Source organism: Rhodococcus erythropolis NBRC 15567, assembly GCF_001552595.1.
Classification (GTDB): domain Bacteria; phylum Actinomycetota; class Actinomycetes; order Mycobacteriales; family Mycobacteriaceae; genus Rhodococcus_F; species Rhodococcus_F erythropolis.
Map to the genome: position 1 here is coordinate 63,530 of NZ_BCRM01000020.1, position 14,020 is coordinate 77,549.

General features: G+C 63.0%; 10 protein-coding genes. 9 read left to right on the plus strand and 1 reads right to left on the minus strand.

Annotated elements, in window-relative coordinates; all coding sequences use genetic code 11:
• Positions 1-30: 30 nt before the first annotated feature.
• The 9 genes from RE4_RS22530 (at position 31) to RE4_RS22570 (ending at position 12,981) form a co-directional block, all read left to right on the plus strand.
• Positions 31-1,254, plus strand: coding sequence for an aminotransferase family protein (locus tag RE4_RS22530; RefSeq protein ID WP_060939375.1), 1,224 nt, complete (start codon positions 31-33; stop codon positions 1,252-1,254).
• A gap of 292 nt (positions 1,255-1,546) precedes the next feature.
• The gene (locus RE4_RS22535) at positions 1,547-2,986 is read left to right on the plus strand and encodes a uracil-xanthine permease family protein (protein ID WP_020909747.1); all 1,440 of its coding nucleotides are present in this window, start codon (positions 1,547-1,549) and stop codon (positions 2,984-2,986) included.
• 89 nt (positions 2,987-3,075) lie between these two features.
• Positions 3,076-3,978, plus strand: coding sequence for an FAD binding domain-containing protein (locus RE4_RS22540; RefSeq protein WP_019746091.1), 903 nt, complete (start codon positions 3,076-3,078; stop codon positions 3,976-3,978).
• A 2-nt stretch (positions 3,979-3,980) separates the two neighbouring features.
• Positions 3,981-4,625, plus strand: a complete 645-nt coding sequence (locus RE4_RS22545; RefSeq protein ID WP_029256750.1) for a (2Fe-2S)-binding protein — start codon at positions 3,981-3,983, stop codon at positions 4,623-4,625.
• The gene (cutA, locus tag RE4_RS22550) at positions 4,622-7,144 is read left to right on the plus strand and encodes an aerobic carbon-monoxide dehydrogenase large subunit (protein ID WP_060939376.1); all 2,523 of its coding nucleotides are present in this window, start codon (positions 4,622-4,624) and stop codon (positions 7,142-7,144) included. Before RE4_RS22545 ends, cutA begins: the two co-directional genes overlap by 4 nt.
• Entirely contained in the window at positions 7,141-7,812 is a 672-nt protein-coding gene (locus tag RE4_RS22555; protein WP_003946004.1) for an SRPBCC family protein, read from the plus strand. Before cutA ends, RE4_RS22555 begins: the two co-directional genes overlap by 4 nt.
• Positions 7,813-8,093: 281 nt before the next feature.
• Positions 8,094-10,193: a hydantoinase/oxoprolinase family protein gene (locus tag RE4_RS22560; protein ID WP_019746087.1), complete on the plus strand. Its 2,100-nt coding sequence runs from the start codon at positions 8,094-8,096 to the stop codon at positions 10,191-10,193.
• A complete protein-coding gene (locus RE4_RS22565; protein ID WP_060939377.1) occupies positions 10,193-12,133 on the plus strand; it encodes a hydantoinase B/oxoprolinase family protein in 1,941 nt (646 codons plus the stop codon). The genes RE4_RS22560 and RE4_RS22565 overlap by 1 nt, the downstream gene beginning before the upstream one ends.
• Positions 12,134-12,147: 14 nt before the next feature.
• On the plus strand, positions 12,148-12,981 hold the full coding sequence (locus RE4_RS22570; RefSeq protein WP_060939378.1) for an NmrA family NAD(P)-binding protein: 834 nt from the start codon (positions 12,148-12,150) through the stop codon (positions 12,979-12,981).
• Between the two features lie 6 nt (positions 12,982-12,987).
• Here the strand turns inward: RE4_RS22570 and RE4_RS22575 are convergent, their stop codons facing one another.
• Entirely contained in the window at positions 12,988-13,998 is a 1,011-nt protein-coding gene (locus RE4_RS22575) for a YdcF family protein (RefSeq protein ID WP_019746084.1), read from the minus strand.
• Between the last annotated feature and the right edge of the window lie 22 nt (positions 13,999-14,020).

Below are 14,020 nucleotides of genomic sequence, written 5' to 3' on the forward strand. Positions count from 1 at the left end.
TCGAACGTATCCAGTTGGGAGAGAACGACGATGGCTTCGGCATTGTGGCACGGGTTCGCGGACATGGGCGCTGTGGAGAAGAACGGCGCGTTTGTCGTCTCTCGCGGTGAGGGCGCGTACATCTGGGACCGCGAGGGCACTCGGTATCTGGATGCGACGGCGGGCCTGTGGTTCACCAATGTCGGGCACGGGCGCACGGAGATCGCGGATGCGGTGGCGGCTCAGTTGTCGAAGATCGCTCATTTCTCGAATTTCGGTGATTTTGTTCCCGAGACCACGCAGGTGTTGGCGGAGCGGTTGGCGACGATCGCGCCGGTTGCCGGGAGCAAGATCTTCTTCACTTCGGGTGGTTCGGATTCGGTGGACACTGCGGCGAAGCTCGCTCGCCGGTACTGGCACGAGGTGGGGCAGCCGGAGAAGGCGATCAGCGTCGGTCGTCAGAAGGCGTACCACGGAATGCATGTTGCGGGAACGGCTCTGGCGGGTATTCCGGTGAACCGTGAGGGTTACGGCGAGCTGATGGCGGATGCGGCCACGGTCGGCTGGGATGATGCGAAGAGTCTGCTCGAGTTGATCGAGAGGATCGGTGCGAACAAGATCGCCGCGTTCTTCGCGGAGCCGATCATCGGTGCCGGTGGGGTGTATCTTCCGCCGGAGGGGTACCTGGCCGAGGTGCGCGACATCTGCCGCGAGCACGACATTCTGTTTGTCGTCGACGAGGTCGTGACCGGTTTCGGTCGTATCGGCGGCGAGTGGTTCGCGTCTACTCGTTTCGATTTGCAGCCCGACATGATGACCACGGCAAAGGGTTTGACGTCCGGTTACGTTCCGATGGGTGCGGTGTTCATCGCGCCGCGGGTGGCGGAGCCGTTCTATGCGGGTTCGTGGTGGCGTCATGGTTACACGTATGGCGGGCATGCCGGTGCTGCTGCGGCGGCGATGGCGAACCTCGACATTCTCGAGCGTGAGAATTTGCTTGGGGAGTCCAAGCGTCTGGAGGCGTCGTTGCATACGCATCTGCAGCCGTTGGCCGAGCATCCGCGGGTGGCGGAGGTTCGTAGTGGGCTCGGTGCGGTCGCTGCGGTGCAGTTGGCTGATCCGGCGGAGGCGTTGCTGTTCGTGAAGACGTTGCGTGAGCACGGTATTTCGGGTCGCGCGGCGGGTCAGGGTGCGATGCAGATTTCGCCGACGTTCGTGATGACCGATGATCAGGTCGCGGAGATGGCAGCAGGGATCCTCGCAGCCCTCGGCTAGGTACCTCGTTTTCCGTTGACAGACATCGTGTTACGGAATCATTAAGCCGAAGAAAATGTTTGGACCCTTCGCGGCGCGGTCCTCATTTCGGTCGAAACTGTCTCCAGCACTGACGATGACCCCTGCCCGCGTCATCTGCCACCATTGTTGCCAATCTCGGCGAGTGGGTTCTGGCAGATTGTCATCACGTCCAAATCTGATTGCTGCATTAGCGTTTCACTCCAGACACGGTGTTTGTGAGCTGGGGCACAAAGCATTTCGAACACCTTCCTCCTTCGCGAAAGGTCTCGTCATGCCGATCTGGACGTTGCACGGAGACGGAAAGAACATCGGACCCGGTGAAGTGGTCGCTCCCGGCGAGCGACTCAGTTGGGGAAGAACCATCGGGTTGGGTGGCCAGCATGTCGTGTCGATGTTCGGCGCGACGTTCGTCTTCCCGATCATCATGGGGCTCAATCCTCAACTTGCCGTGATGATGTCGGGCTTTTGTACGCTCTTTTTCCTCCTGGTGGTCAAAGGACGCGTCCCCAGTTACCTCGGTACGTCGGCGGCCTTCGTCGGCGGCGTTGCCGCTATTCGTGCTCAGGGTGGAACGACGGCGGAAGTGACCGGTGCGATTCTGGTGTCGGGGTTGGTTCTGGGATTCGTCGGCATCGCCATCCACTTTCTCGGCGGTGGCGTCATCAGTAAAGCGCTACCGCCGGTGGTCACCGGCGCTGTGGTGATGCTGATCGGTTTCAACCTGGCGCCCGTTGTCGCGGGGTTGTACTGGCCGCAGGACCAATGGGTGGCACTGATCGTGATGGTTGCCCTGATCGTGATGAGCGTTGCGCTACGCGGCTTCCTGGGACGTATCGCCATTCTCGTCGCGCTGGTTTTCGGCTACATCTTCTCGTGGGTCCTCGACCGGGTCTCCGGTCCGATCACGTCCGCCGGCGGTAGTGGAGCACCCACCGAGCACTTTCGTGTCAACTGGGATTCGGTGCACTCGGCGTCATGGTTCGGGTTGCCGCCGTTCTCGGACGAAGCCAACGGAATCGTCGGTATCCACGCTCCCTCGTTCAGCCTCACGTTCATCGTTCTGGTCCTTCCCGGTGTCATCGCACTGGTCGCGGAAAACGCCGGTCACGTCAAGGCCGTCGCCGAGATCACGGGCGACGATCTCGACCCGTACATCGGACGCGCAATTGCCGGTGACGGTTTTGCCACCGCCATCGCCAGCGCAGTAGGCGGCTCTCCCACGACGACACACGCCGAGAACATCGGTGTCATGGCGGCCACTCGGGTGTACTCGACCGCCGCGTACGTGATCGCGGGTGTCATCGCGATCCTGCTCGGCTTCTCCCCCAAGTTCGGGGCGGTCATGGCGGCGACTCCCGGCGGCGTTCTCGGCGGAATTCTTGTGGTTCTGTTCGGCATGATCGGTCTGCTCGGCGCCAAGATCTGGAAAGAGAACGGTGTCGACTTCGGGAATCCGCTGAATCTGATGCCGATCGCCGCCGGTCTGATCATCGGTATCGGCGACACGGCTCTGAAGTTCAGTGACACGTTCTCACTCGGAGGCATCGCGCTCGGCACCATCGTCTTGATCGTGATGTACCACTTCTGCCAGTTCGTCGGGTCCAGGAACCCCGAACTGAACAGGCCGGAGCCCGGCAGGCGACCGGGCTCCACGACGGGTCCGGATACGTCAGATGACGAACGGGAAGAGCCCGTGGCGCAGCTCACGTGATGCCAAGTTGAATGTATGCCAGGTATGACCCGTGACCGTTGTCACATCTGCACAAAACGTGAAGTGACTCATAGAGGCAGGATTGAGTAATGAAACCGTCGCCGCTGACTTATCACCGACCGTCCTCGGTCGAGGACGCGTGCCGAATCCTCTCCGAGGTCTCTCACGAGGGGAAGGTGCTCGCCGGTGGGCAATCGCTTGTGCCGCTGCTGTCCATGCGCCTCGCCGCGCCCGCCCACATCGTCGACATCGGATCGATCCCGAACCTCGCTTCGGTGACCTCGTCCGAAGACGAAGGAGTGCGGTTCCAGGCCCTGGCCACGCACTCGGTGCTGGCGGCCGACGAAGGTGCTCGTCGAGTTCAGCCTCTACTGAACCGTGCTCTGCAGTTGGTAGCGCACCCCACGATCCGTAACCGCGGGACGAGCGTCGGTTCCATCGTCCATGCCGACCCGTCGGCGGAGATGCCGGCAGTCCTGACACTGCTCGGCGGCAGCGTGACCGTCCAGTCGGTGCGTGGCACCCGCGAGATCGCGTCGACGGATCTCTTTGCCGGTCCTCTCGAGTCGAGCCTGGAATCGGACGAGATCGCGGTGTCGGTGTCGGTGCCCGGCGCCGAACCCGGAGTGGGGACCGCCATCGACGAGATCGCGCGTCGTCACGGTGACTATGCACTGGTCGGCGTCGTCGCCCGGATTCGCGTGGTCGACGGTCTGGTGGCCGAAGCGCACATGACGTACGTGTCCGCCGGAGAGCTGGGGCAGGTCGTGGACTACACGGACGTGCTGGCGGGGGCGTCCGCGACGGATCAGCGAGACCCGCGATGGCGCACTCTCGGAGAATGCGCCCGCGCGCAGATAGATACCGAGGCAGACATTCACGGGACGGCGGCGTACCGCTCGCAGTTGGTGTCCGCGCTCACGGCGCGGGTCGGCTTCGCGGCGGCAACGGATGCTCTCAGTGAGAACGCAGTACTGGCAGGAAAGTGGTGACAATGTCCAAAAACGATCGCTCCATCGATGATCAACTTGCCGAGTTGGCAGCAGACACCGGTGAGCACCATGTGGCCGTGACGTTCACGCTCAACGAGGTGACGAGCACCGTCGTTCTTCCCTCCCGCACCTTGGCTTCGGATGCCATTCGTCACCACCTCCGTAAGACGGGCACGCACGTCGGTTGTGAACACGGCGTGTGTGGTGCGTGCACCGTGCTGCTCGACGGAAAGCCGGTTCGGTCCTGCCTCGTCCTCGCTGCCAGCCTCGAAGGTCGATCGATCACGACCGTCGAAGGCCTCGTCGAGCCGGACGGTACTTTGCATCCGGTTCAGCAGGCGTTCAAGGATTGTCACGGTCTGCAGTGCGGATTCTGCACACCGGGATTCGTGACGACCATCGCGGCGTTTCTCGAGGAGAACCCCAATCCCACACGTGAGGAAGCAACCGACGCGATCGCGGGAAACCTCTGCCGTTGTACGGGATACCAGAACATCAGGGCGTCGGTTCTGCGCGCAGCCGAGATCAAGCGTGAACGGGCCGGGCAGTTCCCGCTCGGAATCGACGACGCGTCCACTCGGGAGGCGTTGGATCGCAAGGTGCGGGGAACGACGAATCCCGTCGGAGGACGGGCGGGTAAGGCATGAGTACTCCGGTCAAACCAGCAAAGCGCAACGGGGCGAAGCACCCGGCTTCCGATCATTCGACGGCCGATCATTCGGTTGCCGACGACGGCAAGTTCTTCGGTAAACCGATTCCGCGCGAGGAAGATACGCGTCTGCTCAGCGGTCAGGGGCGATACCTCGACGATCTGGGCCACAACGCGCTGATCGCGGCATTCGTCAGGTCGCCGCACGCTCATGCGCGAATCATCGACATCGACATCGACCAGGCGCTGGAAGTGCCTGGTGTGCATGCCATCTACACCTACGAAGATCTCCTGGCCGACACGCCGGAAATGGCGGAGAACCTGCCACTGCTCATTCCGCATCCGGGAATCATCGCTCCGCGCAACGGGTATCCCCTCGCGAAGGACGAGGTGAAGCATGTCGGCGAAGCCATCGCCATGGTGGTCGCCGACAACCGGTACATCGCCGAGGACGCTTGCGCGAAGATCGACGTCACCTACGAGGCGCTGAAGCCTGTAGTGGGGATCGACGTCGCTCGCACCGCCGCCAACGCCGTCCACGCCGACGTTCCGGACAACGTCGCCGCTCACCTGCAGCACGGGTTCGGAGATCTGGATGCCGAACTGGCCGCCGCGCCGCACCGACTGACGCTGGATCTCGAAATCGAGCGTTCGGCTTCCATGCCGATGGAGGGCAAGGGTGTCTACGCGCGCTGGGACGGCGACGAGAACACCCTCACGTTCTGGACCTCCACCCAGACCTCCACGTCCGCCCGCGCCGCAATCGCCGCGCGATTGGGGATGGCGCTGAACAAGGTTCACTGCATCGCTCCTGACGTCGGCGGTGGATTCGGCGTCAAGATCGTTCACCCGTGGCCCGAAGAAGTGATGATCACGTGGGCCGCTCGACGCCTCGGCCAGGCCGGCATCTCCTGTGAGGTGAAGTGGGTCGAGGATCGCCGTGAGCACTTCATCTCGAGCGCGCACGAGCGTGGGCAGATCCAGAAGGTCGACATCGGATTCGACGACGAGGGTCGTCTGTTGGCGTTCGACTTCACGTTCTGGCACGACAACGGCGCCTACCTGCCGTACGGGATCATCGTCATGATCAACACCGCGACGCAGGTTCTCGGGCCGTACAAGCCGAAGTCGTTCCGGGTCAACGCCTATTCGCTGTACACCAACACGGTCATAGTGACCCCGTACCGCGGCGCCGGACGTCCGCAGGCCGTGTTCGCTATGGAGCGATCCATGGACGCCATCGCCAAGTACCTGAACAAGGACAAGATCGCGGTGCGGGAGGCGAACTTCATTCGCCCCGAGGACATGCCGTACGACTTCGGCCTGATGTTCCAGGACGGACGCCCGTTGATCTACGACACGGGCGACTACCAGGCAGGCATCGACAAGCTCAAGAAGCTCATCGACTGGGACGGATTTCCCGAGTACCAGAGGAAGGCTCGCGCCGAAGGGCGGTCGGTCGGCATCGGTATCGGTGCGTACGTCGAGGGAACCGGCCCGGGGCCTTACGAGGGTGCACACGTCGTGGTCGAGACGTCCGGAAAGGTCAAGGCGGCAACAGGCTTGACGACGCAAGGCCAAGGACATCAGACCGCCTTCGCCCAGATCGTCGCGGACGATCTCGGAGTCAAGGTCTCCGACGTCGAGATCGTCACGGGTGATACCCGCCGGTTCGGTTATGCCGTAGGCACTTTCGCCTCGCGTGGTGCGGTCATGTCGGGTTCGGCCTTCCATGTCGCGGCGCAGATGGTCGCGGAGAAGGCGAAGAAGATCGCCTCCGGAATCTTGGATCTGCCGGAAACCGAACTGGAACTCCGGGAAGGCCACGTGTGCAAGATCGGCACCGAAGCCGGTGTGGAAGGTACGTCCGTACCGCTGAGTGTTGTTGCCGTGCTGTCGAACCCGCTACGATATGCGTTCGACCGTGAGTCGAAGCTGGCCACCGGTTTCGCCAAGACCGACACGGACATGTCGAAGCCGCCGATTCCCGAGGGTGAGCAGCCCGGTCTGGAAGCAACAGGCTACTACTCGCCGCCCAGTTCCACCTTCGCTTCGGGAGTGCACGCGGCGATCGTCGAAACTGATCCCGTGACAGCCGAGATCACGGTCCGTCGTTACGTTGTCATCCACGACTGCGGGAACGTGATCAACCCCCGCATCGTAGAAGGCCAGGTCATGGGCGCAGTTGCGCAAGGTATCGGCGGCGCACTCTACGAGCGGATCGTCTACGACGAGCACGGGCAGATGCTCAACGCGTCGTACATGGACTTCTTGATGCCGTTCGTCACCGAGATGCCGGATTCGCTCGAGATGGATCACACCGTCACGCCGTCAGGGCTCAACCCACTCGGAATGAAGGGTGCCGGTGAGGCCGGTGTGATCCCCACCAGCGCCGTCATCGCGGCCGCCATCGAGGACGCCGAAGGAATCTCGATCACGTCCATGCCCATTTCACCGTCCGAACTGTTCGAACTTCGACTCGCACATGCGGGTTCGTCATCAGAGGAGAATTCATGAGAATCGCCGGCACCGCGCAGTTGACGGCACCTCGCGAAGAGGTCTACGACAAGCTCCAGGACGGTCGTGTACTGGCCGCGACCATTCCCGGTGTGCAGTCGCTCGAGCAGCTCACAGACAATCATTACAAGCTCTCCATCATGGCGGGAGTTGCGTCGATCAAGGGCGTCTACGACGGCGAGGTTGTTCTGTCGCAACAGAATCGGCCCAATTCGTTTGTCATGACGGCTTCGGGGGCTGGTGCTCCCGGCACGGTGAAGGCGGACGTCACGGTCACCTTGACGGAGAACGAGGGTGGCACGCTGCTTTCGTATGACGCCGATGCCGTGGTCGGCGGGATGGTCGGCGGCGTCGGGCAGCGCATGATCACCGGTGTAGCCAAGAAGATGGCCGGGGTGTTCTTCAAGAGCATCGACGGCGTCATTGCCAACGGCATCCCCGAGAAGGTCACTGCCGCCGTGGCGGCGGCAATACCGGCAGTGGCGGTCGAAGGCGCGCCGGTAGTCTCCGGAGCTGTCGCGGCACCGGCGGTTCTTCCGGCCGCTGCACCGACAGCGGGCGGCACAGATGCTCGCACGGTGATGGTCAGCGCCGTCGTCGGCGCAGCCATTGCTTTGTCAGGTGTTGCTATAGGCGGATTCCTGGCGCGTTCTGGTTGTCGCGAGTAGTTCACTCAGGTGTCAACAGCTGATTCACGATGAGGGAAACGCCCCGAACCGACCAGGTTCGGGGCGTTTTTCACGTCCGCGTAACCCACGGGGGCGCCGGCGAAGATCCGCTCGTGATCGTGCGCCGAACCTTGGCCCCCCGATTCGGCGAATTGTGACAAAGAATCCGCCCTTCCGAACCTGTGGAATAGCACTACACGTCAGGTACGAGCCACTCACCGGCTAGGCCGCAACCGTCGATCGGTACCAGACGAGACGAGCCAAAGATCTCAGGAGGAAGCGTGGAACCCAGGAAGATTCGGGTCGGTATCGATACCGGCGGAACGTTCACCGACATCGTGGCAGTGGACGACGAAACCGGCGCCATCGTCACCACCAAGACCCCGTCCACCCCGGCGGACCCCGCCGAGGGCTTTCTCGCCGGTATCGAGAAGGTACTCGCCAAGCTCGGCGAGAGCGGCGACTCGATCGGTGCGGTCAGCCACGGCACGACCGTTGCGACCAACAAGCTGCTCGAAGGCAAGGTCGAGAACCTCGGCTTCATCACCACCGAAGGCTACGAGCACGTTCTCGAAATCGCTCGTCAGTCGGTGCCGGACGGCTACGGCAACTCGTACTTCTGGGTCAAGCCCGAACGCATCGTTCCCGCCGATCGTGTACGCACCGTCGGTGGACGGCTTTCCTTCGACGGCAGCGAGATTCGTCCGCTCGACGAAGAGAGCGTCCGCAGCGCAGCGCAGTTCTTCAAGGACCGCGGCATCCGGACCATCGGCGTCTGCCTCATGCACTCGTACGCCGATCCGACGCACGAGGAGCGCGTTCGCGACATCCTCTTCGAGGTCTTCCCCGATGCGACGGTGAGCATCTCGAGCCAGGTGCTTCGTGAGTACCGCGAATACGAGCGGTCCATCACCACTCTCGTCGACGCCGCGGTCAAGCCGAACATCCGAAACTACGTGAACAACATCGCGAATCGTCTGCGTGAGTTCTCGACCACCGACGGTGAACCCCGCGACATCCCGTTCTACGTCATGAAGTCCAACGGCGGTGTCCTGTCGGCCAAAGAGGTTGTTCACCAGCCTATTACGACAGTCCTGTCGGGACCGGCTGCCGGAGCTCTCGGTGCTGCGCTGATCGCCGATGCGGCCGGCGTCGAGCAGGTGTTGACCTGTGACGGCGGCGGAACGTCGACGGACGTCACCGTCGTGGTTCGCGGCGAGCCCGCGCTGACCACCGAAGGGCGAGTAGGCAACTACCCCTCGAAGATCCCGATGATCGACGTCGTGACCGTCGGCGCCGGCGGTGGCTCGATCGCGTGGATGACGCCGGAACGCACCCTCCGAGTCGGCCCTCAGTCGGCGGGCGCCGATCCCGGACCGTTGTGCTACGGCAAGGGCGGCAGCGAACCGACCATCACCGACGCGCACGTCCTGCTCGGGCGCATCCCACCCCATCTGCTCGGCGGCGAAATTCCCCTCGACACAGAACTGGCACGCAAGGGCCTCGAAGAGCTTGCAACACAGCTCAGTCTGGGCTTCGAGGAGTGTGCGGTCGGTGTCCTCGAGGTTTCGGCGTGGAACCAGGCCAACGCCCTGCGTCAGATCACGGTCAAGCGTGGCCTCGACGTTCGCGACTTCACCCTCGTGACGTTCGGCGGTTCCGGCTCCCTGCTCGCCTGCCGTCTCGTCGACATCCTGGGTCTGAAGGACGTTCTTGTCCCGCTCAATCCGGGTAACGTCTCCGCGTTCGGTCTGCTGACGGTCGATGTCCGCAACGACTACGTCCAGACGCATGTCAGTCGTCACGACCGGTTGAAGGCTGAAGACCTGCAGAGCCAGTTCGACGCGTTGGCCGGCGAGGCCGAAATCGCGCTTGCCGAAGAAGGATTCGACGAGACGCAGCGCAAGTACTCCCGTACTGCGGATCTGCGTTACCTCGGTCAGGCCTTCGAGGTACGCGTCCCGGTGGCGGAAGGTACCGTCACGGCGCAGATCATGGACGACGCGGCCGAGGCGTTCCATCAGGCGCACCGCGAACTGTACGGCTACGACTTCCGGGGAGACCCGTCGCAGCACGTGGAGTGGGTCAACCTGCGCGTGAGCGGCATCGGCCCGATCAAGCGTCCGACGCTCAAGGAGATCCCCGCCGGCACTGGCGCCGACACTGCCCGAACCGGTTCGCGGCAATCGTATTTCGACAGCTGGGTCGAAACTGCTACCTACGACCGCACGCTGCTCGGTGCGGGTGACGTCATCGAAGGACCGGCCGTGATCGAGGAGTTCAGCTCGACTGTCCCGATCCACCCCGGATTCTCGGCACGTATCGACACCTTCGGGAACATTCGTATCTCGAAGTCTTCCGACTCGAACGGAGTGAAGTGATGACCGCCATTCTCGATGCTGCTGCTGCCACCGCGGCCAAGCCGTACCGACTCACCGCTACCGACGGCGCGTCACCTGATCCGATTCTGGTCGAGATCGTCGCCGGTTACCTCGCCAGCGTGGAAATGGAGGTCGAGACCTCCATTTCGCGCACCTCGCGTTCGCCGATGATCCGTGACGCTCACGATTTCCGCGCCGGTATTCACGACCGGAACCTCCGCAAGCTCACGGGCCGTTCGTATTCCGCGCTGGTTCATCCGATCGCCCGGGACTTCCCACTCGAGACGATGAAGCCGGGAGACGTGTACTTCCACAACGACGTCTACCTGTCCGAAGGGGGCATCGGCCATCTCCCCGACCTCTGCGTCACGGTGCCTGTCTTCGTCCGCGTCACTCCCGATGCCGAGCCGAAGGTTGTTGCTTTCGTTCAGGCATTCGGTCACCACGACGACATCGGCGGTTGCTGCCCCGGCTCCATGCCGTCCGGCGCCACCACGGTGTACGAAGAGGGACTGATGGTTCCGCCGATCAAACTGTGGGACCAGGGAGTTCCCAACGAGGCGGCGCTGCGCATCATGACGCGTAACTCCCGCATGCCGGACGCTCTCGCAGCTGACCTCGACGCCGAGTGCTCGGCGTGCCTGATGGGTGCGCGTCGACTCACCGAATTGTTCGAGCGCTACGGCGTCGACACCGTCGAGTCGTGCTTCGACGCGATGATGGACGCGACCACCGAGACGTACCGCCGCGAGATCCTCAGCAAGATCCCGGTCGGTGAGTACACGTGGGAGGACTACGCCGAGCACGACGGCGTCGACGAGCCGATGCTCCACATCCAGCGCATCACGCTCACGAAGACGCGGCCGGAGGACGAGGGCGGCGAGCGACTCATCCTGGACTTCAACGGAACCGGACCGCAGGCAAAGGGCCCGATCAACCACTGCGGTGACTACGCGGACGGAAACTTCCTCATCAAGTGGTTGGCCCCGATTCTGCGTAACCTCGCGGACACCCCGGAGCGCATGGCCGAACTGGATGTCAACGAGGGCGTCGTACCGCTGATCGAGATGAAGTTCCCCGAGAAGGGAACATTGATCACCCCGATCTTCCCTGCCCCCACCAACGCTCGCACGTTTGTCATCCTCCGTCTTCTCGGAGTGCTGGCCGGCGTCGTCGCCAAGGCCGTGGACGGCAACATGCCCGCCGACCAGGAGACCATCAGGTACACCGGTGTTTACGGTGAAGACTTCGAGGGTCACTCGTACCTCATGCGTGAGGTGCTCGGCGGCGGTTCGGGCGGACGCTATTACGCCGACGGTGAGGACACGATTCACGTCGTTCCCGATTCACGGAACCTGCCGACCGAATTCACCGAGAGCCGTTTCCCCTTCATCGTCGAGAAGCTCGGTCTGGCCATGGATTCCGGCGGAGCCGGACGCTACCGCGGCGGCCTGGGATACGAGAAGCACATCCGGATGCTCAAGGATGCGCACTTCATGTCCATTGCGGATCGTTCGATCCTCGCCTGCTGGGGAGTCAAGGGCGGCAAGGCCGGTCGGCCGTTCTCCGTGGTCCTGGATCCGGGTGGACCGAACGAGCGTGAGTTCGACGCGCTGACCGATGCCGAGCCGATCAAGGCGGGCGAGGTCGTACGGATTCGCACCACCGGTGGTGGCGGTTGGGGAGATCCACTGGAGCGCCCGATCGAGGAGGTCTTGCGAGACATTCAGTGGCGCAAGGTTTCCGTGGAGGGTGCACGCGACGACTACGGTGTTGTCGTGATCGAGGGTGACGAGCCGTCGGTCGACGAGGCTGCTACCACGGAGCTACGGGATCAGTTGCGCTCGGAGCGCGGTGAGAACGAACCCTTCTTCGATCGGGGTCCGGGCTACGCGCAGCTTTCCGGTGGCGCCACCTCAGCGGTCTACGGCTACGTCTAGGACGGAAAACTCTCATGGAGAACGGAATTGCTCGCGGCGCCGACATCGCGGTGATCGGCGCCGCGGGTAAGACCGGTGAGGCAGTCGTCGCTGCACTGCCGCCGAGCGTGACAGCTCGGCGACTGGTGCGAAAGGCGCGTGTCGACGGGGACTTCGAGGTAGAACTCGAAACGGGAAGAGGGCTGCGCAAGGCGCTCGCCGGGTGCCGAGGGGTGTACTTCATTGCCCCGAACGTCCATCCCGACGAGCCGGCGCTGCTTCGCAATGCGCTGACGGCAGCGGCTTCGGCGGGGGTGGAGCACTTTGTCTATCACTCCGTGGCGTGGCCGTTCAGCCCGTCAATGCCGCATCACCTGGACAAAGCCAGGTGTGAGGACGAACTGCATCGTTCTCCCTTGAAATGGACTGTGCTGCAACCATGTGCGTACGCGCAGAATTTCGAAGCGGTACTCACGGGTCGGTCAGAGACCATCATCGTGCCGTACAGCGCGGACACGAGGTTCTCGTTCGTGAGTTTGGCGGACGTGGCAGCTGTTGCCGCGGTCGTCCTGAGCGAGGGCCCGGGCGAGCATCACGGAGCGACGTACGAGGTGGGCGGCCCGCAAGCTCTGAGCGTCATGGAGGTGGCACAGATGGTGGAGAAGCAGACGTCACGTACCGTCGCGATAGAACAGATCAGCGTGGATCAATGGCGTGAACAGATCGGCAGCGGCCTGGACGTCAACGCCAGCTCACGATTGGCGGCGATGTTCGAGTTCTACAACCACCACGACTTCCTTGCGGGCAGTGCTGCCGTGGAACTGCTTCTGGGTCGCCGACCGATGGGCGTCGAGAGCCTGATTCGGTGATGCTTGCTACGCAATGCCTCCTGCCGCCCAGACAACCAGTGGGGGCAGGGCGGCGAGGATCAGGCAGACCGTTCCGTTGAGCCACTTGTGTTCCACCGTGACGGCGGCGAACTCGCGCAGAATAGCGCTCGGCAGGTAGTACCGGGCGGTGTGGGAACCGATGACTTCTGCGTCCAGATCGAGGCTTCGGGCAAACGTTGCGGTTCGGAGTATGTGGAAGTTGCTGGTGACCAGAACCATTCGAGGCTTCGTGGTGTCGGCGCGGAGAAGGTCCCTGGTGTACTCGAGATTCTCGAGCGTGGTGGTCGAACGGTCCTCTAGCATCACGTTCTCGCGCGGGATCCCGTGATCGACGAGGTAGACGCACATTGCCTCAGCCTCGCTGACCACCTCGTCCGATCCCTTCCCGCCGCTGACGACCAACAGCGGTGAACGTCCTTCGCGGACCTCGGCGCGGAAGACGTCCGCGGCCTTGTCCAGACGGCTGGCCAGCAGGGGCGTCACGTCGGCACCCGAAAGCCCGGCGCCGTGCACCACTATCGCGTCCATCCCGGGCTGGTACTTCTGGCGTCCGTACACGTAGGAGTAGAGCAGAAAGCTCGTGAACAGAAACCCCAGGTACGACGCGACCAGGCTGAACGATCCGAGAACGACTGCGAGCCAATATCTCTGCGTCAGCAACGCTGATGCGAGCAGAACGTAGGGAACGAGCAGTCCGAGTCCGGCGACGAGGGAGAGCAGGTTCGCCACGCTGAATCCCTCGCGCCGCAGCATCGTGACCCCGTTGACGATCAGGAATCCTGCAAGCAGGAGCACCAGCAACGGCGAGAGCAGAGCGATCGTCGCGATGACGAACGACGGGATCTCCGTCCCCGGTGCACCCGACTGCAGCATCCACAGACCGGTGAAGATCACTCCGAGAAGTAGATAGACGCCGTTGCTCAGCCTCCGCCGATCCTGCCTGAACCGGTAGCCGCAGAATCCGAGCAGCGCGAGGCCGATGAGGAGAAGGATCACGGAGCCAGACTAGGCGAGGTGT